Genomic DNA, 23,241 nt, shown 5'->3' on the forward strand with positions numbered 1-23,241 from the left:
TCTGACGATTAAAAGCAACTTTTCCGGCGGGGCCGGGTTTTGTGCGGACTTTTGCCATTGGCTGAGGTTCGCACCGAACCCGGCCCCGCTCGTACTACCCCCATGCCTACTCGCTGCACCACGCTGCCCTACGCCGAAACTGGCGCCTTCTCGGGCCTGCTGACTGACTATATCGCCCAGAAGCCCGCCCTAGCACCGTTCTACAACCGCTGGCCCGCGCTGGAGAACTTCGCGGCCCAGATTGAGGAGAAGCAAGCCAGCTACTCGCCCGAAGCGCGGCAGCGGCTGGTAACGGCTTTGCAGGCGCAATACCCCGACGCTGCACCGGCCGCGGTGGCCGCCAACATCGAGCTACTGGCGAAGAATACCACTTTTACCGTGACGACCGGGCACCAGCTCAACCTACTCACCGGGCCGCTGTACTTCATCTACAAAATCGTGTCGGCCATCAAACTCAGCCGGGAGTTGAAGGCGAAGTACCCGCAATATGATTTTGTGCCGGTGTACTGGATGGCTACCGAGGACCATGATTTCGCCGAAATCAACCACTTTTCGCTGTTCGGCAAAACCTACGCCTGGGATGCGGCCGGCACGGGTGGGCCGGTGGGCCGCCTCGCGCTGGATGGCATCAGCGAGCAGCTGCTGAGCCAGTTGCCGCTCGAAGTACCAGCGGCTTTTCACGAGGCGTATACCACCTCAAAAAACCTGGCCGAAGCCACCCGCAAGCTGGCCGATTCGCTGTTTGGCGAGTTCGGACTGGTAACGCTGGATGCCGACCAGCCGGCACTAAAGCAGGCTTTGATACCGTTGCTGACGAAGGAGATTCAGGAGCAGGTATCGAATGCCGCCGTGCAGGCCACCAACAGCCACCTTGCCGCCGCTGGCTACAAACCGCAGGTGTATTCGCGTCCCATCAACCTGTTTTTCATCACCGACGAGGGCAAGCGCGAGCGGCTGGAACCCGACGCCAGCGGCGCCGACTGCGTGGAGGTCACCATTCGCAACACGGCCAAATGCCACAGCCAGGCCGAGTTGCTGGCCCTGGCCCAGGCCCACCCCGAGCATTTCAGCCCCAACGTGGTGCTGCGGCCGGTGTACCAAGAAATCCTGCTGCCCAACCTCGTGTACATTGGGGGCGGGGCTGAGGTAGCGTACTGGTTCCAGCTGAAGGAGGTGTTTGCCGCGTTCGGCGTGCCCTACCCCATTGTGCTGCCGCGCAATTCGGCCGAGTACATCAGCCGTGCCAACGGCGGCAAAATGAGGAAACTGGGGCTCACGACGCACGAAATCTTCCGGCCACTGCCCGAATTGAAAAAGCAAGTTGGCGCGGCCCTGGGCCAGGAAGAAGTGAGCCTGAAAGAGCAGCAGCAGGCCCTGGCCGCCGCTTTCCAGCAGGTGCAGGACGTGGCCCAGCGCCTCGACCCCACGCTGGTGAAAACCGTGGCTGCCGAAGCCCAGAAAGCCGCCGCCAGCCTCGCCGGCCTCGAAAAGCGCCTGAGTAAAGCCGCTGAAACCAAGCACGAAACCGCCTATACCCAGCTGGCCGCGCTCAAGGACAAGCTCTTCCCCGGCGGCGGCTTGCAGGAACGCAGCGAAAACGTGCTCAGCATTATTATCAACAACCCCGCTTTCATCGCGCAGCTGCTGGATGCTTTTGAGCCGCTGGCGTTGGAGTTCACGGTGCTCGAGGAAGAATAAGGCCCACGCTGCTTGATTAGGAAGTTGCGCTAACTGTCGACTTTATTCGCAACTTCGATTGTCGACGCACCTTCCTGCCAACGCCGTGGCCTACCGGATTCTATTTGTTTGTTGCTGCCTAGTTTTCGCACGCACCGCACTGGGCCAGGTGCGCTACACGGGCGTGGTGGGGTCCGCGCCCATCGAACTAACGCTGGTGGACCAGGAGTATGGCTCCTTTGAGGGGGTATATGCCTACACCAGGTTCAATACCCCAATTGCGCTGCACGGGACGCTCAAGCAGGGTAGCTGCCGATTGGTGGAAAGCAACAGCCACGGCAAAGCGACTGCAGCCCTAACGATTCCCCAATTCACCACGACCGCCCAGAAGGTGGCGGGCACCTGGAAAAATCTGGTCACTGGCCAACAGCTTCCGGTAGCACTTGTTCGGTTAGAAGACGAAGAGCCGTCGTCCGACGCAGCAGAAGCGCCGCACGAGCTGCTACAAGTAACTTCTCTCCCCAATAGCTATTTTAAGATTGTGCTCACTGGCAGGGCCGATGCCTACGACGGCCACATTAAGGCCGTTCGGGTTTTTGATAAAAAAACCAACCGACTGGTACAACAGGTGCCAGTAGATTGCCAATCACATGGCCTGTACAGCGTTTCCGTCGGCGACTTCAACTTTGACGGATACCCCGATTTCTCTGTGTTCGAAAGCAGCTACGCGGGGCCAAATACGTCGAGCCTCTACTTCCTCTTCAACCCCGTAACGAGACGGTACATGAACAGCGGCTTTGAAGGCACGTCATTGAAGTTTGATGCGCGAAAAAAGCGCATCTATGAGAACAACACTTGCTGCGCTGGCACTTCAGTCGTGGAAGCCGAATATAAACTAGTGCACAACCGTATGGTGCTGGTGGCTGAGCACTGCTACCGGTGGGACGATAAAAAGCGGCAGTTGGTTGAGCGCAAGGCGAGCGCCTGTCGGTAATAACGGCGCGGTGGCTACCCTAACTACTGCTTGCTACTCTTTCAGTTCGGCGCAGAGACCGGCCAGGGCGCGCTCCACACCGGCCACCAGCTGGGCCAGAGCATGGCGCAGCACGGCAGGCGCCTCGGGCACAGCGGCGGGCTCCTCGCTGTGCAGCTGCACCAGTACTTCCAGAGCAGAAGTTACGTCGCAAATGCCCAGCGTGTGCAGGTTGGGCTTGATGTGATGGGCCAGGCGGCCTACCTCGGGCCAGTTGGCAGCGGCGCCAGCGGCTTTCAGTTGGGCCAGGCTGCGGGGCATATTGGTCAGGAACGAGCGCACGATTTTGTGCACGAAGGCCTCGCGGCCCTTAGCCATCTCGCGCAGCGGCGCCAGGTTGTAGGCCGGCGCGGCGGGCGGCAGGGCCGGCAGCAGCGCTTCCATGGTCTGGTACAGGGTGACCTCGTCGTAGGGCTTGGTGAGGCAGGCGTTGACGCCGGCGGCGAGGTAGCGCTCCACGTCGGCCCGGAAGGCGTTGGCGGTGAGGGCGATGATGGGCGTGGCCGCCCGGCGCGGTTCCGGCATCTGACGCAGGCGCTGCGTCACGTCAATTCCGCTCAGGCCGGGCATCTGAATATCGGTGAGCACAAGGTCATAGTCGGTTTCGGCCAGCCGGGCCAGGGCGGTGGCACCGTCTTCGGCTTCGTCCAGCTCCACGCCCCAGGGTTCCAGCATCATGCGGGCCACGGTGCGGTTAATTTCATTGTCTTCGACGAGCAGCACCCGCGCGCCCACCAAGCGGCCGGTGTTGTAGGCTGCGTCGGCGTCGTCGTTTACAGTAGGTACAGGGGCTTTTGGAAACCTCACCTCAAAATCGAAGCTGCTGCCCTGGCCCGGAGTACTGGCCAGGCGCAACTGGCCGCCCATTTGCGCTACCAAAGCGCGCGAAATGCTCAGGCCCAGGCCAGTGCCGCCGTGATGGCGGGCAGTATCGGCGTTGGCCTGCGTGAAGCTCTCAAAAATGAGCGCCTGCTTGTCGGCTTCGATGCCGGGGCCGGTATCGGCCACACAAAACCGCACGCTAAGGGCGTCGACTGTTTCGTCCATGAGCGAGCTGCTCACCGTGATGCTGCCCGCCGCCGTGAACTTGATGGCGTTGCTCACCAGGTTCAGCAGCACCTGGTTGAGGCGGTGCGCGTCGCCCACCACCCACGGCTGGGAGTAAGTATCGTGTAGAGCCTGCCGGTTGAAGGCCAGGCCCTTTTCGCGTGCCTGCGCCTCCAGCGGCGCCAGCGCCTCCGAGATGGAATCGCAGAGGTTGAAAGTAGCGGCCTCCAGCTCCAGCTTGCCGGCCGAGATTTTAGCCATGTCGAGCACGTCGTTCAGCACGGCCAGCAGGTGGCGGCCCGATGAGCTAATGACGCGCACCAGCTCCTGCTGGCGGGCGTCGAGGCGGGTTTTGGCCAATTGGGCCGTCATGCCCAGCACGCCGTTCATGGGCGTGCGAATTTCGTGGCTCATGTTGGCCAGGAAGTTTTCGCGGGCGCGGGCCGAGGCTTCGGCTTCGTCGCGGGCGCGCTGGCTTTCGCGCTCGGCCAAAATGCGGTCGGTGATGTCGTGCGAGTGCGAAATAATGTAGGGCTCCTGGCCCGGCTCGCGCACCACAAACGTGTGGTAAAGCAGATGGCGCAGTTCGAAGCTGCCGCGCGGCAAGGCCCGCAGCACCCGCAACACGCCCTGGGCCTCGCCCCGCACACTGATGCGGTCCAGGAAATCGGCGAAGCCCGCTTGGTCTTCGGCCAGCAGGTAGGTAGTCATGAACTGGCCCACCACGTCGGTGGCGGGGTGGCCCAGCAGGTTGGCCAGGGCCGGGTTCACCGAGAGCATGTTGCCGGCCAGGTCGTAGGTGCAAATTAGGGCCTGCGCGTAGTGCATCAGGTCGCGGTACTGCTTCTCGCTGCGGGCCAGCGTGTCCTGGGCCTGTTTCAGGTCGCTGATATCGGTGCTCACGCCCAGCACGTGCACGCTGCCGTCGGGGCGCAGCAGGGGCCGCTTCACCGAATGAAACCAGCGCATTTCGCCGGTAACCAAGGGCAAGCAGTCTTCCGAAGTGATTTCCTGGCCGGTGGCGAGCACCAGGTCGTCGCCGACGGCATAGCGGGCGGCGTCGCGGGCAGCATTGTCGGCCGCTTGGGGGTGGTCGGGCTTGGTCCTCACCAGTTGGGCCATGGCGCGGTTGCTGAACACAAACTGCCCTTCGGCATCGCGCACATAAATGGCGCTGGGGTTGGTGTCGAGCACCTGCTGCATGAACTCCTGCTGCTCGCGCTGGGCCGCCTCACTGCGCTGGCTGCGCGCTTCGGCTTCCACCCGGGCCGTCACATCGAGGCCGTAGCCCAGCATAAAGGGCTCGCCGGCTCCCACCTGCGCCAGCAGCTTGAAGTGGCGCTGGTGGTAGCGCGGGCCTTCGGGGTAAGGCGTGCAGTCGTCCCACACCACCGGCTCGGAGCTGCGCAGGGCCTGCTCGAACATGCGCGAGCGGTGCTCGGCCAGCGCCATCGGGAAGCCGTAGCGCTCGCAGTACTCTATCACGGTGTGGCCAATCAGCCAGGCGCGGTGCTCGGGGTCGGGCACGGCCTGGGGGTTGGAGTAGATGTAGCGAAATTGCTCATCGAGCACCACCACTTCCACGGGCAGCTCGTCGAGAATGGTTTCGTAGAAGGCCCGCTGGACATCCCGCTCCGGGTCGGCCAGGCGGTTGGCCGTCAGGGCCATTAGGCGTTGCAGGCGGTCGAGGGCAGCCGTTTCGTTGGCACGGGCCTGAGCCAACTCTTGCTCCAGCTGCTCGAGGCGGGCCTGCACGGCCGGGTCGAGCGTAGAAGTAGAGCTGGTGGTAGAAGAGGTCACGAACACAGGTAAAAAAATAACAAGCTATACTGCCAACACCGCGCTGCCAGCCACAATACGGCTGGTAGCGCCTTCATCGCGGCCTGCTCCTGCCACAGGCTGCGCAACAGCGGGTAGACCTGCTGCAATTTCGAAACAATCCTCCAAAAATATTCTGTTCGCGCTTTCGGAGCGGGCCTGCCGTGCCAATGCTGCCTTCCGCCAAGCCAACGACGCGCGCACCGGGCCGGACGGCCAGGGCGCCACAGCGGACCTGGAGTTGCCTAATGGCCAGCCGCAGCATAGGGAGGGCGCTTTTTAGGGGTGGGGTGCCGTACTTTTAAGCCGCTTCGTATTATCGCTCGTTTTTGCCTATGCTGCCCAAAAAATTGCTGCGTCATGATGCCCTGGGGCGTCGACAAGCGCTGCCGGCAGCAGAGGTGACGACGCGCAGCCAGCAACTGTGCGAGCAACTTTTCCGACACTTCCCGGTGGCGGCATGGCGTGTACTGCACTTGTTTCTGCCGCTGGCCCGGCGCAACGAGCCCGATACCTGGCCCATTATCCGGCGCATGTGGGCTGAATTTCCGGACTTGCAGCTGGCGGCCCCCGTGGTACAGGCCGATGGCGTTTCGCTGAAAAACTACGAGCTAACCCCCAGCACGCCACTGCTGACAAACCGTTGGGGTATTCCCGAACCGGCAGCCAACCCGCTTACAGAGGTATTGCCGGGAGCGTTGGATGCCGTGCTGGTGCCGCTGCTGGCCGTGGACGAATTGGGGCAGCGCGTGGGCTACGGCGGGGGCTTCTACGACCGGCTGCTGGCCCAGTGCCGGCCGGGCACGCAGTTCATTGGACTGAATGTGCTGGACGAGCCGCCACTTGGGCGCATTGCCGACGTGCTGCCCACCGATGTTCCGCTCACGGCCTGCCTCACGCCAGGTGGTGTGTGGTATTTCTGAGGCATCCGGGAGCAACGTTGGCGTGAGTGGTTTAGTATGCGCGTCGCATCAAAATATATTTTCATAAAAACCTCACAATAAGCGCTTCAAAGCTAGCGTTGGCAGGGTAAATCTCACCTTCTAAAGGAAAGAACCCATGGCCGAAATCCAGCAGCAAGCCGCCGGCAAAAGCAAGCCCGGCAAACGACGAGCGAAGAAGATGTCGACGCGCATCGACATGACCCCGATGGTGGACCTGGCGTTTCTGCTCCTCACCTTTTTCATGCTCACCACCACCTTCGCCCGGCCCTACACCATGGAGCTGAACATGCCGGTGAAGCCTCGGACCGACGATGTGACGAAAGTGCGTGAATCGCAGGCGATGACCATCGTGCTGGGAGCCGGTCACCAAGTGTACTACTTCGCTGGCCTCAACGCCCCGGGCCTGACGGCTGCCAAGCCTGAGCTGCACACGACCACGTTTGCGGCCGATGGCATTCGGCAGGCCATTCGGGAGCGACAGCGCCGCACGGCCGGGCTGGTGGTGCTCATCAAGCCCTCGGCCGAATCGAAGTACCAGGATATGGTGGGAATCCTGGACGAGATGAACATCACCAAACAGCCCAAATACGCCCTCGTGAAAATCACGCAGGAAGACCTTAACCTTCTCAAAAACAAATAAATTATGATGACCAACGCCCAGCTGGCCACGGCCAGCCTCGACGACATCGTGTTCGATGGTCGCAACCGCCACTACGGAGCCTATGAGCTCCGTGCCCTCTATCAGCGCCACATGTCGCGCGCCCTGGTCATTGCCACAGCCGCTTGTGCGGTGCTACTGGTGTTTCCGCTTATGGCGCAATTGCTTAAAGACAAAACGGTGGCCGTAGTGCCGACTATTATCACAGTCAAGCCGTTTGATTATCACCCGGATGACAGAATCATCACGCCCCCGCCGCCACCTGCTGCCACCAAGCCGGCTACGACCCCACCGCAACTGCCCACCATCAAGAACCTGGTGCCAGTGGTGGCAAAAGACCATGAAGTAACGCCGGAAGACAAAATACCGGACCAGAAGGAATTGGAAACCACTCAATCGAGCGTGCGCACTACCGAAGGCGACCCCACCGCCGTTGCAGCTATTCCCAACGACTTGCCAAAGGGCAAAGACGACGGCGTAGTGCCAGATGTTTCCAAACCCTACTTTTCGGTGGAGCAAATGCCCGAGCTGCCAAGTGGCGGTGGCCAGATGGCTATTGTGGCGGCCATTCAAAAGGCGGTGCGCTACCCCGCCAACGCCCTGCGCAATGGTGTAGAAGGAAAGGTGTTTGTGAGCTTCGTGGTGGACCCCAAGGGCGAGGTAATTGACGTTAAAATCGTGAAGGGCCTGGGCTCGGGGCTCGACGAGGAGACCATCCGCGCCATTAAAACGCTGCCCCGGTTTATTCCGGGCAAGCAGAACGGCCGCGAGGTAAGCGTCGCCTTTACGGTGCCTATTACCTATAAAATCCAGTAACCAGGCAGAAACGGTAGTTATAGCTGCAGCTTCTTGCAAAAAAGCCCCTGTCATCACTGGCAGGGGCTTTTTTATTTATTTCGAATGAATAGAAGGTGTCTTCTCAGCGGCCACATCCGTGATGCGGGCCTGGCCCCACGGCGCGATGCTGACGCGTACTCGCAACGGATGCAGGCGGCCGGCTTTTTCGAGGCGCAGGCCGCTGCCTTCGGGCACGTAGTAGCGCTCCAGATTGAAGCGCAGATTGAAGGAAGAAGCGTACACATCCGTCACCCAGCCGCGCAGCACGGCTTGGCCCAAGCTCGGCTTGGGGGCCTGCGGATACACACCGACGGCGGTGCTGAGGCTATCGGGGCCAGCCGCCAGCAGCACGAAAACCGACTGCCGGCGCTTGGGAGCCGCTTCGCCGTGCCAGCGGCTTAAGGGGATTTCGCTGATGGCGTAGTGCAGGCGCACGAAGTCGCCGTAGAGTAAATCGCGCGGGTCGATGGGCGTGGTAGCCAGTTGCACCTGATGGCCCAGCGCCGTGGTGGCGTAGCCCGCGCCGGCCACCCCCAGCACGTAGAGCACCTGCGCCGCTACCAGGGCACGCAGCATGGGCCGGCGCCGCGTGGGGTTCGAGAACCAGGAGAGCAGGTCAGTCATTCAGCAGGGATGAATGTTGAGTTGATTCAGGTGCCCCGGGTTCGTTGGCAATTACGGCTGGGGTACCGGCCTGCTGGGCCACGGCCGGGCTGGCGGCCAGTACCTGGGCATTGCGGCGGCGCAGGTACCAGCTTAGCCCCAGCAGCAAAATCCCGCCAATCAGGAAGAACAGCGACTTATCCATAAAGCCCCAGGTGAGCTTGAAGTAGGCCACGGCGGTAGCGGCCACAAACAGCACCGCGCCAATGGTGAGCTGCTCGGGGTCGTGGTCGCGGTTGGCACGGGTGAGCACCGAGCCGGCGTGGGCGTACAGTACCACCAGCGTGGCCACGGCCAGCGACAACCCGCCTGAGAGGTAGAAGCCCGGCAGCAGCAGCAGCCAATCGGGCAGACTAGCCAGGCGGCCCCGCGCCCGCTTGCCCGCCACCGATAGGGCCAGTACCGCCCCCAGCGCCCCCAGATAGGGCAGCAGCGGCGGGCGCAGCACGTTGGCGTAGGCATCGGCTTCGCCAAAAATGGCCAGCCCGAACATGAACAGGTAGGCCGCTACCAGCGGCGGCACCTGCAAGGCCCGGCCACCAAGGCGGTTGGGCTGCCAGTCGCCGGCTGCGTAAATGAGCATGGTGGGCACAAAAAACCAGGTAATCTTGGCGTGGAGCACGATTATGAGCAGACCCGCCTGCCAGAGCAGGCCGGCGGCCAGCACGTAGCTGCCCACCACGTCGGGCCGGCGCCACCAGTAGTAGCCGAGCCCGCCCGCTATCAGCCAAGCCGTGACGTAGCTGAAAATCCCCAGCGACTCGACGCAGTACGTCTGCACTGCGGCACCGATGAGCACCGTGAGCAGCACCAGCAGCCGCGAACCGTACACGTAGCTCAGGCCCACGCCGGCTACCACCCAGGCCAGCAGCCCGCTGGCATCGTAGCCCACCAGTTGGTAGAGTTGGCTGGTGAGAATGATGCTGGCCCCGAACAAAATCAGCCCCAGCCCGATGAGGCCGTGGCCGAGGTCGGGGTTGCCGCGCCGCAGGAAGTAGGAGCCCGCCGCGTAGCTACCCATCAGGCTGGCGAGCAGCAGCGCCAACCGCAGGGCGGTGGGCAGCCCCTGCCAGTTGGCCGCCACCACGCTCAAGCCACTCAGGCCCACCAGCACGCTTCCCAGGATGGGGAGCAGGCCCAGGGCCGGGGCTTGCTGCGGGTAGCGGGCCAACAGTTGCTGCCGCTGCGCTTCGCTGATGAGGCCATCGGTGACCCAGCCGGGGCTTTCGGTATCGAGAAATTTGCGGGACATGACCGAAATGTACTGCCAAGTTTGGCCCTGAGTTGGGTGGGCAATGGGCTACCGGCGGCTTATGGGTGGCAAAATTGCCGGGCAATAACCGCCGAGCCGCCCGTCTCAATGATGAAAACGTGGCCCAAGCTCATCGGAATTTTGCCTGGGTTTAACCTTTTTTTGAGTGGATTGGCTAGATTCCGGGGGGTGCGAGGGGCCGGTAGCGGGTTGTTTTGGGCATCCTTCACACCTAAGCCCTACGCTCATGAAACTGCTGCTCTCCTTTTGCCGGCTGGCCACGGCCCTGTTGCTCTGGCTACCATTGGCTAGCTCTGCCCAAACGCCCGTCGCAACACAGTCCGAAACGGTATTCACTGGCGTACCGCAGGAAACCATTGCGGGCGAGGCCCCGGATTTCAAGCTCTTCGACCCAAAGTTCTACGACAACCAGCTATTTTTTCTGGGTGAGTCGCACGGCGTGCAACGTCCCCAGGAGCTGGATTTTGCCCTTCTCAAACACCTCAACCAACGCGTCGGCGTGCGCACCTACCTAGCCGAAGTAGATGCCCCCAAAGCCTACTACCTCAACGAGTACCTGCGCACGGGCCAGGACAGCACCCTGCGGCGCGTGTTTCGGAGCTGGGTGGCCGGCCGGGCGCAGTGGGGCAACCAGGAGTTCTACCAAAAAATTCAGCGCATCCGGGCGCTGAACCAGACCCTGCCAGCTTCCCGGCGCATTCGCTTCGTGGGCATCGACGGCTTACAAGACCTGCCCCTGGCCGCCGACTATGTGCAGACACTATTGCCGCGGCGGCCAGTGCCAGCCCCGTTGCGCAGCCAGCTCGATTCGGTGATGGCCTTGCTGCGGGGCGGAACAGCCGGCTCGCTAGCGGCCCTCAGGGCGCGTACTGCGCAGGAGCTGGAGCAGCACGCGGCACGCTATCAGCAGAGCTTCGGGATGGCGAATTACGATAACCTAGCCCTGCTGCTGCGCAACCTCGGCTACGCCCAAAAGGGCCTGAACCGCGAGGCCGTGCTGTTTGCGAACTTTGAAACTCAGTACCTCACTAAGCAACTAGCTGGCGAGAAGCTCTACGGCATGTGGGGCCTCGCCCACGTGCTGCAAGGCCCCGTGCAGGGAAATTTCAGCATGTTGGCGGCCCGTATTCGCCAAAGCACGCTGCCGCTGCACGATAAGGTGGTGTCGGTGCTGTGCGTGTTCAGCGGCTGTCAGATGCTGTATCCAAGCGCGGGCCTGCCCGCGCCCTGGCAGACGGCCGGCCAACCCTTCACCATCACCGACAAATTCAACCACGATGGCCCGCTGGTGGTGCTCGAAGGCTTGGCCGAGTTGAAGCAGCGCACCGCGCCCGGCAGCAGCACCTTGTTCCGGCTCGATGCGCCGGGGGCAGCCAGCACGCGCCAACCCATTCGGCTGCGGTATGCCCCCGGCATGCCCGCCGACCAGCAGCTGCAGTTTCAGGCGCAGGTGCCCGCGGCGGCCTACGCACAGTACTTGCTGCTGGTGCGCGAGTCGGGCCCGGTTCAGCCGTTGCAGCCCGCTACCGGGGCCACTAGCCGCCGCTAACCACGCATCCGGGTGCATATTGCCAGCCAGCCTTTGCCATCCCTCATGAATTCTCTCTTTGCCAGCCAGCGTCCTTCGCGCTCCGACCTGCGGCTGGTGGCGGCCTACTGGCTGGTGGTAGCCCCGGTGCTGCTGCTGCAATACCGGGCCGATACCGGCTGGAGCGCCGGGCGGGTGCTGCCCGTGGTAGGGGCCACCGTGCTGTTCGACACCGCTACCGTCGCCTTGCTGGTGGGCGGGCTGCTGCCCTTGTTTCTGCGGGGGCGGCACTGGCTGGGGCTGGCGTTGCTGCTGCCATTTCTGCTGCTGAGCGGCAGCGCCTACCTCGGCCTCTACGGCGGGCTGCTAGGGCATCCCATCAATCTGGCGGGCGCGCGGGTGGTGTTAGGGGCCGTGCAGCACGCCAAAAGCTACGGGCTGCTGGCCGTGCTGCTCACCGGCAAGCGCTACTTCGAGGCCCAGCGCCACGTGCTGCTGCTGCAAAAAGCCCAGGCCGAAAGTGCCCTGCGCAACCTCAAGGCCCAGCTCGACCCGCACTTTCTGTTCAACAACCTCAACGTGCTGCGCGGCCTCATTCAGGAAGACCCGGCGGCAGCCAACGAGTTTGTGACCCGGCTGGCGGCGCTCTACCGCTTCCTCATCCGGCACCAGCACGAAGATGTGGTGCCGCTGGCCGAGGAGCTGCAGTTTGCCGACGAGTACGTGTATTTGCTGCGCCACCGCTTCGGAAATGCCTACGAATTCCGCCAGACGCTGCCCCCGGCGGCCGTGGTGGCTGAGCTGCTGCTGGTACCCGGCACCATTCAGCTGCTGCTCGAAAATGCCATCAAGCACAACGCCGGCAACGAGGACGCGCCCCTGCTCATCAACCTCGAAGCAACAGCTACGGCCCTTACCGTGTGCCACGCCCGCCGCCCGAAGCGCACACCCGTGGAGTCGGCCGGCACGGGACTGGCCAACCTGCGCGAGCGGTATCGGCTGTTATTTCAACAAGAAATTCGGGTTGAGGCCCTCGCTGATTCCTTCACGGTTACCATCCCACTGCTGCGCCAAACCCGCCGGGCGGCAGTAGCTCAGCCGCTCGTTAGCGCATGAACATGCTGATTCTGGAAGATGAAGAGCCCGCCGCCCGCCAGCTCACGCTGCTGCTGGCCCAGGCCGGGCACCCCACCGCGCCGCCCGTGCTTCGCAGCGTGGAAAAGGCCCTGGCCTGGCTCCAGGCTCATTCCATGCCCGACCTTATTCTGTCGGACATCGAACTGCTCGACGGCAACGTTTTTTCGCTCTATGAGCAGTTCCCGGTTACCTGCCCCATCATTTTCACCACGGCCTACGACCAGTTCTTGCTGGCCGCATTCCGGGGCAACGGTATTGCTTACTTGCTTAAGCCCTTCACCCTGGAACAGCTGCAAGCCGCCCTGGCCAAGTACGAGCAGCTGCGCACCAGCTTCGCTCCTCCCGCAGCCGCGCCCAGCCTGCCGCCCGACGTGATGCGCGAGCTGACCCAGGCGCTGCGCCAGCACAGCCAGCCGGCCTACAAGCAGCGCTTTTCGGTGCGGATGCGCAACGGCCTCTACCTGCTGCAAACCGACAACATCGCCTACCTGCAAGCCGACGAAGGCGTGACCTTCGCCGTGGATGGGGCCGGCGTCCGCTACCCTCTCAACGGCACGCTAGCGGAGTTGGAGCGCCAACTCGACCCCAGCCGTTTCGGCCGTCTCAACCGCTCCGAGCTCGTGAACGTGGCCTTCATCGAGCGGGCCGAGCCTTACTTCAACAACCGCCTCGCCGTGAAGCTGCGCGCTCCCGGCATCACCCTCACCACCAGCGCCGCCCAAACGCCCGAGTTCCGCCGCTGGCTGGAAGGGTGAGACGCCTGCGGCTTACTGAGATTTATAGCCCGTCATCCTCACTACTCGTCGATGGGTTTAACCGCTCGCGTCATTTCGCGCTTGCCGGGCGGGCCGGGCAACCTCTCCGTCAGCCAGCCGGCGGCGCGCAGGTTGCGCCGGAACTGACCTTGGGCGCAGTAGCTCACCAGCACCGCACCCGGCGCGGCAGCGGCATATAGCTGCGCAAACACGGCTTCCGTCCATAGCTCGGGCTGCTTTTCGGGGGCAAAGGCATCGAAGTAGATGAGGTGATAGTGCTCGGCGGGCAGAGTAGCTGCTTGTATCGGCTGCTGAATTTTGCTCAACAGAAAGATGTTTTCAAGCTCCGTGGCTATGTTCCAGGGCACGGCGTGCAGTTGTGCAAAAGCGCGACTTAGTGCGGGTTCATCGGCCCATTGTTGTCGGAGAGCGGCAATGGCTGTGGGCGGCAACGGATAAGTTTCGTAGCCATCGTAGCAGATAAGCGCTTCCAATTCCCATGCCCTTTCCAATGTCAGCAAGGCGTTGAGACCGGTGCCTAAGCCTACTTCCAAAATACTTAGATGTCCATTGGGGTACTGCCCCAAGCCCGCTGCCAGCAGCGGCTCCAGACCGTACCTGATAAATACGTGGGCCGACTCCTGCCGCGCCCCGTGCTGCGAGTGGTAATGCTCGTTCAGGGCCGGCACGAAAAGCGTGGCCGAGCCGTCGCCCGTCACGCGCACCTCTACCTTTGGCTCGACGGAGAATTCCTCATTCTTCATTCCTAATTCTTCATTGCAAAGATGCCCCGCGTAAAAGTAGCCCTGCCCGACACCTTCTCCTTCACCACCGAAATCCCGGTGCGCATCACCGACCTCAACTACGGGGGGCACGTGGGCAACGACGCCCTGCTGGGCCTGCTGCACGAGGCGCGGGTGCATTTTCTGCGCTCCATCGGTGTGCCGAACGACTACGATGTGGTCACCAAGCTCGGCCTCATCATGGTCGACGTGGCGGTGGAGTATAAAGGTGAGGCCTTCCACGGCGACGTGCTGCGCTTCGACGTGGCCGGCACCGACCGCAGCAAGTACGGTTTCGACGTGGTGTACCACGTGCACAACCAGTCGGGCAAGGAAATAGCCCGCGCCAAAACCGGCATGCTCTGCTTCGACTACAACATCCACAAGCTGCGCCTGCTGCCCGAGGAGGTAGCCGCGCAGCTGCAGTAGCCACGTATGTTTCGCCTCGTCATCATCAGCGCGCCCGCAGCTCTGCCCGATGAGCCGCGCCTGCTGGCAGACGTATTGGGCGCTGGCACTGAGACCCTGCACCTACGCAAGCCCGACTGGCCCACCGCACAAGTCGAAACACTGGTTCAGGCCATTCCCGAGCAGCTACATGAGCGGCTGGTGCTACACGGGCACCCCGAGCTGGTGCGCCGCTACCGCCTCGGGGGCCTGCACCTCACCGGGGTGCAACGGGCCGCCGCGGGGCGCCGCCCGCTGCTTCTGCCCAACCAAACGCTTTCCACTTCCTTCCATTCGCTGGCCGAAATCAGCGGGCACCGGCGCCGCTACGAATACGTATTTCTGAGCCCGATTTTCGATAGCATCAGCAAGCAGGGCTACGCCAGCCGCTTCGAGTTGCCAGCACTGCGGGCGTTTTTTGCGCAGCGAGCTGCCCAGGCCGGCTACCAGCCGCCGGTACTGGCGCTGGGTGGCATGGCGGCGCAAAACCTGCCCATGGTACGCCACATCGGCTTTGCGGGTGCGGCCGTGCTGGGGTCCATTTGGCAAAGCCCCGACCCTGTGGGTGCGCTCGGGCAGCTGCGAGCAGCCGGCCGGTAAGCGCTACTGTGCCAGGGCCGCGTCCCAGTCTTTCCACACCGGCTCGTAACCCTGGCGGCGCAGCATGGCGGCCACTTCGGCGGGGCTGCGCTCGTCCGAAATCTCGAACTGCTCCAGCGACTCCGGGGCCACGGCGTAGCCGCCGGGGTTGGTTTTCGAGCCCGCGCTGATGCTGGTGATGCCTAGCTTGATGACGTGGTCGCGGAAAACCGGGCTTTCGCGGGTCGAAATCGACAGCTCCACTTCGCCGTTCCAGATGCGGTAGGCGCAAATCAGCTGCACCAATTCGCGGTCGCTCATTTCTACTTTAGGCTGCAGCAGGCCCTCGGCTGGTCGCAGGCGCGGAAACGACAGGCTGTACTTGGTTTGCCAGTAGGTTTTTTCGAGGTAGTCGAGGTGCAGCGCGGTGTAGAAACAGTCCGTTCGCCAGTCTTCGAGCCCAATGAGTACGCCCAGGCCCATTTTATGGATGCCGGCCCGGCCCAGCCGGTCGGGCGTGTCGAGGCGGTAGTTGAAGTTCGACTTCTTCCCCTTGGGGTGGTGCTTTTTGTAATCGTCGCGGTGATAGGTTTCCTGGTACACCAGCACCGTGTTCAGGCCTTCGGGAATCAGGCGCTCGTAGTCGGCCTGGTCGAGCGGCTGCACTTCCATCGAAAGGTGCGCGAACTGCGGCCGCAGCGTGCGCAGGGCTTTTTCGAGATAATCAACGCCCACCGTTACGTTCGCCTCGCCGGTCACGAGCAGCACGTGGTCGTAGCCCCAATCTTTCAGTACGGCCGCTTCCAGCAACATTTCCACGCTGCTGAGCGTGCGCCGCGCAATCTTGTTATCCAAGCTGAAGCCGCAATAGGTGCAGATGTTCTGGCACTCGTTGCTCAAATAGAGCGGCGCGTACAGCTGCAGGGTGTTGCCGAACCGCTTGCGCGTGAGCTGCTGGCTGAGCTGCGCCATTTGCTCCAGATACGGCGCAGCCGCAGGCGAAATCAGCGCCTTGAAATCCTCCAGCGTGCGTTGCGGTGCGGCCAGGGCGCGCGCTACGTCGGCCGCCGTCTTGGCGTAGATGCTGGCCTTCACGTCGTCCCAGGCGTGGGCTTCGAAGATGGGTTGGAAGCTCATAGTAGTGCGCAGCCTTTGCGGCGTGGCCCGAGCGCCGCGAGTATCAATCGTTCGCTGCCGGGCCGGAAAAATGGGTGAATCGTTTTTTGTCGTGGCACCGCGTGATACTTGCGGCGCTCGGGCCACGCAGCAAAGGCTGCGCGCTACATATCCAGAAAGGCCGTGAGCGGCGAGCTGGCGACTGCCTCGGCATGTACCACCGGCCGCGCCAGCCGCGCCTCGTAGGCCAGCCGTCCCGCTTCCACCGCCATGCGGAAAGCGGTGGCCATAGCCACCGGCTGCCCGGCCACGGCAATGGCCGTATTCACCAGCACGGCATCGGCGCCCATTTCCAAAGCGGCCGCCGCGTGCGAAGGCGCACCAATGCCCGCGTCCACCACCACCGGCACCTTGCTTTGACCGATGATGATTTCCAGAAATTCCCGCGTGAGCAGGCCCTTATTCGAGCCGATGGGCGAACCCAGGGGCATCACGGCCGCCACGCCCACTTCCTCCAAGCGCTTGCACAGCACCGGGTCGGCGTGGATATAGGGCAGCACCACGAAGCCCAGCTTCACCAGCTCCTCGGCGGCTTTCAGGGTTTCGATGGGGTCGGGCAGCAGGTACTTGGGGTCGGGGTGAATTTCGAGCTTGAGCCAGTTGGTTTCCAAGGCCTCGCGGGCCAGCTGGGCGGCAAAAACCGCCTCCCGGGCCGTCCGCACGCCCGAGGTGTTGGGCAACAGGTGGAACTGCGGGTGCGCCAGGTGACGCAGGATGTTGTCCTCCGCGTCGGCCACGTCCACCCGTTTCAGCGCCACTGTCACCAGCTCCGAGCCGGAGGCCAGCAGGGCTTCTTCCATCAGGGCCGACGAGCTGAATTTGCCCGTGCCCGTGAAAAGCCGCGACGAAAACGTGCGCCCGGCAATAACCAGCGGTTGCGTGCTCATACAGCCAAAGCAGGTGTTGCGAGCAACTCAACAAATTGCGCTGCTACCGCTGTGGGCTCGGCCGCCGCGCCAATGGCGCCCGACACCGCCACGCCGTGCAGGCCCGTGGCCCGTAGCGCTGCCACATCGGCGAGCGTAACGCCGCCAATGCCAATAATTGGCACCGTAATGCCGGCCGCCTGGCACTGACGCATGATGTCGGCGTAGCCCGCCAGCCCCAGAATCGGGCTCAGCTTTTCCTTGGTGTTGGTGAAGCGAAAGGGCCCCAGCCCCACGTAGTCGACGCCAGCCGCCACGTGCCTTTGCACGTCGGCAAAGGTGTTGGCCGTGCCGCCCACAATGAAGCAGGAGCCCAGCATGGCGCGGACCTCGGCGGGTGGCATGTCGGCCAGGCCCACGTGCACCCCGTCGGCCCCGATTTCCTGGGCCAGGCGCGGGTTGTCGTTGATGAGCAGCGTGGCCCCGTAGCGACGACACACAGCCTGGGTTTCCAGCGCCAGCTGCTTCCAGGCCGCGTACGGCTGGTTTTTCACGCGCAGCTGCACCCACCGCACGCCGCCCTGGCAGGCCAGCTCGGCCGCCTCGGGGCTGGTGGTGATGTAATGAAGAGAACTGATTTTCATGATTGACTATCGAATCGAATGATACCCCAGCAGCGAGTCGTTGCTGGCCAGAAATGCACTCACGTATTCCTTGCCCGTCCAGCAGGCTTCCACTAAATTTTCGCCCTTTGCCAGGCCCGCCAGCAACGCCGCCGACAGCACGCAGCCGCTGCCGTGCTTCTCGCCATGCGGCAGGCGCGGCCGCGAAAACGAATGCCATTCGCCCCGGGCGTACAGCACGTCGGTTGCCAATTCGCCCTCGTCGTGGCCGCCTTTCAGCAGCACCGGGCAGTAGGCACTCAGCACCTGCGCGGCGATGGTCTCGTTGGCTTCGCCGGGCCACATGCGCAGCATTTCGGGCTTGTTGGGCGTCACTAGGGCCATTTCGGCGCACAGGGCTTTCATCAATTGGTGGTCGGTTGAGCGGTGGAATTCGTAGCCAGCCGAGGCTTTCAGCACGGGGTCCCATACTAGCTGCAGGCGCGGCCGCTGACCTTTCAGCCAGCCCACCAGTTCCAGCAGCTGCGGCAGGCTTTCCACGAGGCCTATTTTCACGAAATCGAACGCAAACCGCGCCAGCAAAACCCGCAGCTGCTCCCGAATTTCATCCGCCGGCACCCAGCGCACCCGCTCAAACGCCACGTCGTTCTGCACGGTGAGGGCCGTGCACACGCCCAGCCCGTACACCCCGCTGGCCTCGAACGTTTTCACGTCGGCCAGCAGGCCCGCACCCGCGCTGGGGTCGAAGCCGGCAATGCTGAGAACATAAGGGCGGGGTGGCTGGGGCATTGACAATTGGCACCTTGTTGTTGGGAATGTTTGTCATCCTGAGCGGAGCGAAGGACCTTCTCACGGCTGAACGAATTGCAGTAATATCAAGCTGACCAGCCGTGATAAGGTCCTTCGCTCCGCTCAGGATGACGGGCGTTTCCCAGCATCCGCTTTACAGATAAATCTCACTGCCTTTTTCCACAAACTCCCGCGACTTTTCCACTAGCCCTTTGGCCAGCACTTCGCTGGCTGTCATATCCTGCTTGGCGGCGTAGTCGCGCACTTCCTGCGTGATTTTCATCGAGCAGAAATGTGGGCCGCACATCGAGCAAAAGTGGGCCACTTTGGCCCCTTCGGCCGGCAGGGTTTCGTCGTGGTACTCGCGGGCGGTATCGGGGTCGAGGCTGAGGTTGAACTGGTCTTCCCAACGGAACTCGAAGCGGGCCTTGCTCAGGGCGTTGTCGCGGTACTGGGCGCCCGGGTGGCCTTTGGCCAAATCGGCGGCGTGGGCGGCAATTTTGTAGGCAATCACGCCGTCCTTCACATCCTGTTTGTTGGGCAGGCCGAGGTGCTCCTTGGGCGTTACGTAGCATAGCATGGCCGTGCCAAACCAGCCAATCATGGCCGCGCCAATTGCCGAGGTGATGTGGTCGTAGCCCGGCGCGATGTCCGTCGTGAGCGGCCCCAGCGTGTAGAACGGCGCCTCGTGGCACTCCTTCAACTGCTTGTCCATGTTCTCCTTGATGAGGTGCATGGGCACGTGGCCGGGGCCCTCAATCATCACCTGCACGTCGTGCTTCCAGGCAATTTTGGTGAGCTCGCCCAGGGTTTCCAGCTCGGCAAATTGGGCTTCGTCGTTGGCATCGGCAATGGAGCCGGGGCGCAGGCCGTCCCCCAGCGAAAACGCCACGTCGTAGGCCTTCATGATTTCGCAGATTTCCTCGAAGTGCGTGTACAGGAAGCTCTCTTTATGGTGCGCCAGGCACCATTTCGCCATAATGGAGCCCCCGCGCGACACGATGCCGGTCACGCGCTTGGCCGTCATCGGCACGTAGCGCAGCAGCACGCCCGCGTGGATGGTGAAGTAGTCGACGCCCTGCTCGGCCTGTTCAATGAGCGTGTCGCGGAACAGCTCCCAAGTCAGGTCCTCGGCCTTGCCGTTCACCTTTTCCAGGGCCTGGTAAATGGGCACCGTACCTACCGGCACCGGGCAATTGCGGATAATCCACTCGCGGGTTTCGTGGATGTTTTTGCCGGTGCTCAAATCCATGAGCGTGTCGCCGCCCCAGCGGCAGCTCCATACGGCCTTGTCCACCTCTTCCTCAATGGAGGACGTGACGGCCGAGTTGCCGATGTTGGTGTTGATTTTCACCAGAAAGTTGCGCCCGATAATCATCGGCTCACTCTCCGGGTGGTTGATGTTGCTCGGAATAACGGCGCGGCCAGCGGCTACTTCCTGGCGCACGAACTCGGCCGTGATGTGGCCCTCGGGTGTGTTGGCCCCGAAGCTGTGGCCGCGGTGCTGGCTGCGCAGCGGGTCATCAGCGGGCAGTTCATCAAAACGCTGGTTTTCGCGGATGGCGATGTACTCCATTTCGGGCGTGATGAGGCCGTTTTTGGCGTAGTGCATCTGACTCACATTGTAGCCGGGCTTGGCACGCAACGGGGCCGCGATGTGCTCGAAGCGCAGGTGGTCGAGGCTGGTGTCGGCGGCGCGCTGCTGGCCGTAGTCGGAAGTGGTGCCGGCGAGGCGCTCCACGTCGTCGCGGTCCATAATCCAGCTTTCGCGCAGGCGGGGCAGGCCTTTCTTCAGGTCGATTTCAACGGTGGGGTCGGTGTAGGGGCCGCTGGTGTCGTACACCGTCACGGGCGGGTTCTGCTCCGAAGGAAAGCCAAAGTCGAACTTACGCTCGGTGTCGGCCAGGGCGATTTCGCGCATGGCCACCCGCAGTTCGGGGTGCAGCTTGCCGGGCACGTAGATTTTGCGGGAGCCGGTAAGCGGCTGGCGTTCCACCAGCGTCTGCTGCGGGGCCTGGTCTTTCTTTTTCATCAATCAAAAAGCGTGACGGTGAATGTTTATAATCGGTTGTCATCCTGAGTGCAGCGAAGGACCTTATCGCCGATGAACGATTCGCAGTAAATCAATCGGCCCAAGCGTGATAAGGTCCTTCGCAAGCTCAGGATGACAGTTCCGGCTCTTTACCCGCCCTGCGTGGCGCGGATGATGGTGATGCGGTCGTGAGGCTGCACGGCGTGAGTGGGCCATTCGGCGCGGGGCACCACGGCATCGTTCACGGCCACGGCAAGGCCGCGCGGCTCGCTGATGCCGCGCGCGGCGAGCAAATCGATTAGCAAGTGGTTATCAGCGGCTTCGAGAGCCACGTTGTTTATATAGCAGACCATGCAACCAGGGAATAGTTGGGACGGAGAAAGCCATAAACAATAGTGGGTGCCGGCCACGGCCTGCCCGCAAAGGCAGCCGCAAAACGGACCAGTACTTTTCCCTTCGCCGGTATTAGCCGAATCAGGTTCCAAGGGTATCATCTCAGCCGCGGCAATGCGCAGCACCCCTAAAGTTTATGTGGCGAAGATAGGACGCTATATTTAAACAACCATCTGGGGAACCCAGCGCTCTGCGCCCGCTTGCACGTCTGGGCTGCCCTATTGAAACCACCAAGCATCCAAACTGGAATACTCTGCTTCGACCACAATACCTACGGGCCACGCTTGCTATCCAAAAACTGGCGGCGCAGGAGAACTTGTCCGTCGGCCAATAGCAACAATAGCCGTACTTTTAACCTTCCGCTTTTATACTTTTCAGTTTTTTATTTTCCAGCTGCTACTTTTTGTCTACTCCATGTTTGGTTATATTCGTTTAGCCACTGCCGGCGCATTGGTGCTGGCTGCCCTGGGCGGGGCTCAGGCCCAGTCAACGGCCCCCGAGGGGCCCACGACAGCCTACTCATTCAAACTTCCCGAGCTGCCGGAAGGCGGCGGCCAGCATGCCCTCGTACGGGCCATTCAGCTGCGCGTGAAGTATCCGATGCGCTCGCTGCGCTACGGTCTGCAGGGCGAGGGTGAGGTAAGCTTTGTAGTGACGCCTACCGGGCAGGTCACCCACATCAAGATAAAGCGCAGCATCAACGAGGACCTGGACGGGGCCATTGTAGCAGCCGTGCGGAAACTGCCGCTGTTGCAGCCGGCTACGCAATTTGGCAAACCCGTGGCCTGCATTCTCACCGCCCCGGTCACGTTTGCCCTCGATTCGCAGCTGCCGTTGGCGCGGCGCAAAAAGCCGGTACCAGCAGCCGACTCGCTCCAGTTGGTGCGGGTTGTAGAACAGCTGCCGCTCTACCACGGCCGACTAGGCTACCAGGCGCTGGCCGCCGATTTGGAAACCGAATACCTGAAGCTGCGCGGCGAAACCGGTTGCTTCATCCCAAAAACCAATTTGGGCGTGCTCCTTACCATTGGGCCCGGTGGTACTATCTACCACGTAGAGAAGATGAAGCGCGACCCGCAAGAGGGAGAGGACCTGCGCGCCGAATTTGGCGAAGCCGTGCAGGTGGGCGAAGAGCCCGAGCTGCCCGCCGCTTGCGAGGCCCTGCTGCAGGAAGCTGCCCGACACTTGCCGCGCCTGTCGCCGGCCTATGCCAACGGCCAGCGCGTGGCCATGCAGGTGCAGCTCACGCTGCTCGCGCCGCAGTAGCAGCTGGCTGCTGTTAATTGCTTACTGTTCTATTTCTCATGCCGCTGTTCATGCTGCCCGCTACTCTGCCTAACTGCTTCGGCGTCCTGGCACTGTTCTTTTTTCTGACTTCGGCCGCTTTCGGGGCGGAAGCTCAAACCGTACCATCAGTACCGCCAGCACCGGTGGAAAAAGTGTACACCTACGTGGAGCAGATGCCCCAACTGCCCGGCGGTGGCGGCCAAGCCGCCCTTGTCACCGCTATTCAGCAGCACGTCAGCTACCCACCGCAGGCCCTGCGCGACCACGCCGAAGGCCGCGTCTTTGTCGCCTTTACCGTGGCGGCCAGTGGGCTGATCGAGGAGGTGGGCGTGGTGAAAGGCCTCCGGCCGGACTGCGACTCGGTGGTGGTGGCAGCCGTGCGGCTGCTGCCGCGCTTGAGGCCCGGCATGCAGGCGGGGCAGGCGGTACCAGTGCGCTTCACCGTGCCGGTTACGTTCCGGCTGCAGGTTCCGAAGACAGTAGTATACGATTCTCTAAAACAGATATACTATTCCGTTGAGCGGCTCCCAGTATACCATGGCAAGAGCCTTACAGAAGATTTTCTACGCGAGTTTCACAAGACCAGCGCTGCAATGGGTTGTAAAGTGCCAAAATTCCCTGTCTTCGTTTCCCTGACGGTAGGGCCAGACGGCAACATCGCCGATGTTGCGAGCACCAACAACCTACCGCCTATCAGCCAAGAAAAAGCAACCTCAAGCAAACAAAGCAGCCCGGCCGAAAAAAGCAGCTTGCAGAAGATGCCTTTGCCTTGCGAAGTAGCATTAGTGACAGCAGCCTATCGGTTGGCTCCGTTTACTCCCGGCTCACAGGGCGGCCGGAATGTACCGGTACGTTTCACGATACAGTTGATTGGGGCTGACAAGTAACCATGTTTGA

General features: G+C 62.3%; 22 protein-coding genes and 1 riboswitch. Of the genes, 12 read left to right on the forward strand and 10 right to left on the reverse strand.

The window, feature by feature from the left end; genetic code table 11:
- The first annotated feature begins 102 nt into the window (after positions 1–102).
- Both bshC and ABD837_RS16635 read left to right on the forward strand, forming a co-directional pair.
- Positions 103–1,698: a bacillithiol biosynthesis cysteine-adding enzyme BshC gene (bshC, locus tag ABD837_RS16630; protein ID WP_345056698.1), complete on the forward strand. Its 1,596-nt coding sequence runs from the start codon at positions 103–105 to the stop codon at positions 1,696–1,698.
- Positions 1,699–1,783: 85 nt separating this feature from the next.
- A complete protein-coding gene (locus ABD837_RS16635) occupies positions 1,784–2,671 on the forward strand; it encodes an FG-GAP repeat protein (protein ID WP_345056700.1) in 888 nt (295 codons plus the stop codon).
- Between the two features lie 33 nt (positions 2,672–2,704).
- Here the strand turns inward: ABD837_RS16635 and ABD837_RS16640 are convergent, their stop codons facing one another.
- Positions 2,705–5,557, reverse strand: coding sequence for a PAS domain-containing hybrid sensor histidine kinase/response regulator (locus ABD837_RS16640; protein WP_345056702.1), 2,853 nt, complete (start codon positions 5,555–5,557; stop codon positions 2,705–2,707).
- A gap of 353 nt (positions 5,558–5,910) precedes the next feature.
- On the opposite strand from ABD837_RS16640, the gene ABD837_RS16645 reads away from it, so the two are divergent.
- The 3 genes from ABD837_RS16645 (at position 5,911) to ABD837_RS16655 (ending at position 7,993) form a co-directional block, all read left to right on the forward strand.
- Positions 5,911–6,498 (forward strand): 5-formyltetrahydrofolate cyclo-ligase, encoded by a 588-nt coding sequence (locus tag ABD837_RS16645; RefSeq protein WP_345056704.1) that lies wholly within the window; start codon positions 5,911–5,913, stop codon positions 6,496–6,498.
- Between the two features lie 136 nt (positions 6,499–6,634).
- A complete protein-coding gene (locus ABD837_RS16650; protein WP_345056706.1) occupies positions 6,635–7,159 on the forward strand; it encodes an ExbD/TolR family protein in 525 nt (174 codons plus the stop codon).
- A gap of 3 nt (positions 7,160–7,162) precedes the next feature.
- Entirely contained in the window at positions 7,163–7,993 is an 831-nt protein-coding gene (locus ABD837_RS16655; protein ID WP_345056708.1) for an energy transducer TonB, read from the forward strand.
- A 75-nt stretch (positions 7,994–8,068) separates the two neighbouring features.
- Here the strand turns inward: ABD837_RS16655 and ABD837_RS16660 are convergent, their stop codons facing one another.
- On the reverse strand, positions 8,069–8,638 hold the full coding sequence (locus ABD837_RS16660) for a GDYXXLXY domain-containing protein (protein WP_345056710.1): 570 nt from the start codon (positions 8,636–8,638) through the stop codon (positions 8,069–8,071).
- Positions 8,631–9,929: a DUF2157 domain-containing protein gene (locus tag ABD837_RS16665; RefSeq protein WP_345056712.1), complete on the reverse strand. Its 1,299-nt coding sequence runs from the start codon at positions 9,927–9,929 to the stop codon at positions 8,631–8,633. Before ABD837_RS16665 ends, ABD837_RS16660 begins: the two co-directional genes overlap by 8 nt.
- 247 nt (positions 9,930–10,176) lie before the next feature.
- Between ABD837_RS16665 and ABD837_RS16670 the strand changes: the two genes are divergently transcribed.
- Genes ABD837_RS16670 through ABD837_RS16680 form a run of 3 tightly spaced genes read left to right on the forward strand, consistent with a single transcriptional unit; the run spans position 10,177 to position 13,370 of the window.
- Entirely contained in the window at positions 10,177–11,499 is a 1,323-nt protein-coding gene (locus ABD837_RS16670; protein ID WP_345056714.1) for an erythromycin esterase family protein, read from the forward strand.
- A gap of 45 nt (positions 11,500–11,544) precedes the next feature.
- On the forward strand, positions 11,545–12,594 hold the full coding sequence (locus ABD837_RS16675) for a sensor histidine kinase (protein ID WP_345056716.1): 1,050 nt from the start codon (positions 11,545–11,547) through the stop codon (positions 12,592–12,594).
- Positions 12,591–13,370: a LytR/AlgR family response regulator transcription factor gene (locus ABD837_RS16680; protein ID WP_345056718.1), complete on the forward strand. Its 780-nt coding sequence runs from the start codon at positions 12,591–12,593 to the stop codon at positions 13,368–13,370. The genes ABD837_RS16675 and ABD837_RS16680 overlap by 4 nt, the downstream gene beginning before the upstream one ends.
- 41 nt (positions 13,371–13,411) lie before the next feature.
- Here ABD837_RS16680 and mnmC2 read toward each other — a convergent pair whose 3' ends face one another.
- Positions 13,412–14,134 carry a tRNA (5-methylaminomethyl-2-thiouridine)(34)-methyltransferase MnmC2 gene (gene mnmC2 / locus ABD837_RS16685; RefSeq protein ID WP_345056720.1) on the reverse strand — a complete coding sequence of 241 codons (723 nt, stop codon included), beginning with the start codon at positions 14,132–14,134 and terminating at the stop codon, positions 13,412–13,414.
- A 21-nt stretch (positions 14,135–14,155) separates the two neighbouring features.
- Here mnmC2 and ABD837_RS16690 point away from each other — a divergent pair, with 21 nt between their 5' ends.
- Entirely contained in the window at positions 14,156–14,581 is a 426-nt protein-coding gene (locus ABD837_RS16690) for a thioesterase family protein (protein ID WP_345056722.1), read from the forward strand.
- A 6-nt stretch (positions 14,582–14,587) separates the two neighbouring features.
- On the forward strand, positions 14,588–15,199 hold the full coding sequence (locus ABD837_RS16695) for a thiamine phosphate synthase (protein WP_345056724.1): 612 nt from the start codon (positions 14,588–14,590) through the stop codon (positions 15,197–15,199).
- 3 nt (positions 15,200–15,202) lie between these two features.
- Here the strand turns inward: ABD837_RS16695 and thiH are convergent, their stop codons facing one another.
- From thiH to thiS, 6 genes are all read right to left on the reverse strand, one after another.
- Complete coding sequence (thiH, locus tag ABD837_RS16700; RefSeq protein WP_345056726.1) at positions 15,203–16,315, reverse strand: 2-iminoacetate synthase ThiH; 1,113 nt, start codon at positions 16,313–16,315, stop codon at positions 15,203–15,205.
- Positions 16,316–16,458: 143 nt separating this feature from the next.
- Entirely contained in the window at positions 16,459–17,241 is a 783-nt protein-coding gene (locus ABD837_RS16705; RefSeq protein ID WP_345056728.1) for a thiazole synthase, read from the reverse strand.
- Positions 17,238–17,864, reverse strand: a complete 627-nt coding sequence (locus tag ABD837_RS16710) for a thiamine phosphate synthase (protein ID WP_345056730.1) — start codon at positions 17,862–17,864, stop codon at positions 17,238–17,240. Before ABD837_RS16710 ends, ABD837_RS16705 begins: the two co-directional genes overlap by 4 nt.
- 6 nt (positions 17,865–17,870) lie before the next feature.
- On the reverse strand, positions 17,871–18,632 hold the full coding sequence (locus ABD837_RS16715) for a hydroxymethylpyrimidine/phosphomethylpyrimidine kinase (RefSeq protein WP_345056732.1): 762 nt from the start codon (positions 18,630–18,632) through the stop codon (positions 17,871–17,873).
- A 154-nt stretch (positions 18,633–18,786) separates the two neighbouring features.
- Positions 18,787–20,664: a phosphomethylpyrimidine synthase ThiC gene (thiC, locus tag ABD837_RS16720; RefSeq protein WP_345056734.1), complete on the reverse strand. Its 1,878-nt coding sequence runs from the start codon at positions 20,662–20,664 to the stop codon at positions 18,787–18,789.
- A 149-nt stretch (positions 20,665–20,813) separates the two neighbouring features.
- Positions 20,814–21,017 carry a sulfur carrier protein ThiS gene (gene thiS, locus ABD837_RS16725; protein ID WP_345056736.1) on the reverse strand — a complete coding sequence of 68 codons (204 nt, stop codon included), beginning with the start codon at positions 21,015–21,017 and terminating at the stop codon, positions 20,814–20,816.
- Positions 21,018–21,098: 81 nt separating this feature from the next.
- Positions 21,099–21,196: riboswitch (TPP riboswitch) on the reverse strand.
- Positions 21,197–21,471: 275 nt separating this feature from the next.
- Between thiS and ABD837_RS16730 the strand changes: the two genes are divergently transcribed.
- A complete protein-coding gene (locus ABD837_RS16730) occupies positions 21,472–22,323 on the forward strand; it encodes an energy transducer TonB (protein ID WP_345056738.1) in 852 nt (283 codons plus the stop codon).
- A gap of 38 nt (positions 22,324–22,361) precedes the next feature.
- Positions 22,362–23,231, forward strand: coding sequence for an energy transducer TonB (locus ABD837_RS16735; protein WP_345056740.1), 870 nt, complete (start codon positions 22,362–22,364; stop codon positions 23,229–23,231).
- The last annotated feature ends 10 nt before the right edge of the window (positions 23,232–23,241 follow it).

Origin of the sequence: Hymenobacter glaciei (assembly GCF_039539585.1) — a bacterium.
GTDB lineage: Bacteria > Bacteroidota > Bacteroidia > Cytophagales > Hymenobacteraceae > Hymenobacter > Hymenobacter glaciei.

Bases quoted from the DNA above. Each gene is read 5' to 3' on its own strand.
- bshC (WP_345056698.1), top strand. From the start codon at position 103: ATGCCTACTCGCTGCACCACGCTGCCCTACGCCGAAACTGGCGCCTTC.
- ABD837_RS16645 (WP_345056704.1), top strand. From the start codon at position 5,911: ATGCTGCCCAAAAAATTGCTGCGTCATGATGCCCTGGGGCGTCGACAA.
- ABD837_RS16650 (WP_345056706.1), top strand. From the start codon at position 6,635: ATGGCCGAAATCCAGCAGCAAGCCGCCGGCAAAAGCAAGCCCGGCAAA.
- ABD837_RS16655 (WP_345056708.1), top strand. From the start codon at position 7,163: ATGATGACCAACGCCCAGCTGGCCACGGCCAGCCTCGACGACATCGTG.
- ABD837_RS16660 (WP_345056710.1), bottom strand. From the start codon at position 8,638: ATGACTGACCTGCTCTCCTGGTTCTCGAACCCCACGCGGCGCCGGCCC.
- ABD837_RS16665 (WP_345056712.1), bottom strand. From the start codon at position 9,929: ATGTCCCGCAAATTTCTCGATACCGAAAGCCCCGGCTGGGTCACCGAT.
- ABD837_RS16670 (WP_345056714.1), top strand. From the start codon at position 10,177: ATGAAACTGCTGCTCTCCTTTTGCCGGCTGGCCACGGCCCTGTTGCTC.
- ABD837_RS16675 (WP_345056716.1), top strand. From the start codon at position 11,545: ATGAATTCTCTCTTTGCCAGCCAGCGTCCTTCGCGCTCCGACCTGCGG.
- ABD837_RS16680 (WP_345056718.1), top strand. From the start codon at position 12,591: ATGAACATGCTGATTCTGGAAGATGAAGAGCCCGCCGCCCGCCAGCTC.
- mnmC2 (WP_345056720.1), bottom strand. From the start codon at position 14,134: ATGAAGAATGAGGAATTCTCCGTCGAGCCAAAGGTAGAGGTGCGCGTG.
- ABD837_RS16690 (WP_345056722.1), top strand. From the start codon at position 14,156: ATGCCCCGCGTAAAAGTAGCCCTGCCCGACACCTTCTCCTTCACCACC.
- ABD837_RS16695 (WP_345056724.1), top strand. From the start codon at position 14,588: ATGTTTCGCCTCGTCATCATCAGCGCGCCCGCAGCTCTGCCCGATGAG.
- thiH (WP_345056726.1), bottom strand. From the start codon at position 16,315: ATGAGCTTCCAACCCATCTTCGAAGCCCACGCCTGGGACGACGTGAAG.
- ABD837_RS16705 (WP_345056728.1), bottom strand. From the start codon at position 17,241: ATGAGCACGCAACCGCTGGTTATTGCCGGGCGCACGTTTTCGTCGCGG.
- ABD837_RS16710 (WP_345056730.1), bottom strand. From the start codon at position 17,864: ATGAAAATCAGTTCTCTTCATTACATCACCACCAGCCCCGAGGCGGCC.
- ABD837_RS16715 (WP_345056732.1), bottom strand. From the start codon at position 18,632: ATGCCCCAGCCACCCCGCCCTTATGTTCTCAGCATTGCCGGCTTCGAC.
- thiC (WP_345056734.1), bottom strand. From the start codon at position 20,664: ATGAAAAAGAAAGACCAGGCCCCGCAGCAGACGCTGGTGGAACGCCAG.
- thiS (WP_345056736.1), bottom strand. From the start codon at position 21,017: ATGGTCTGCTATATAAACAACGTGGCTCTCGAAGCCGCTGATAACCAC.
- ABD837_RS16730 (WP_345056738.1), top strand. From the start codon at position 21,472: ATGTTTGGTTATATTCGTTTAGCCACTGCCGGCGCATTGGTGCTGGCT.
- ABD837_RS16735 (WP_345056740.1), top strand. From the start codon at position 22,362: ATGCCGCTGTTCATGCTGCCCGCTACTCTGCCTAACTGCTTCGGCGTC.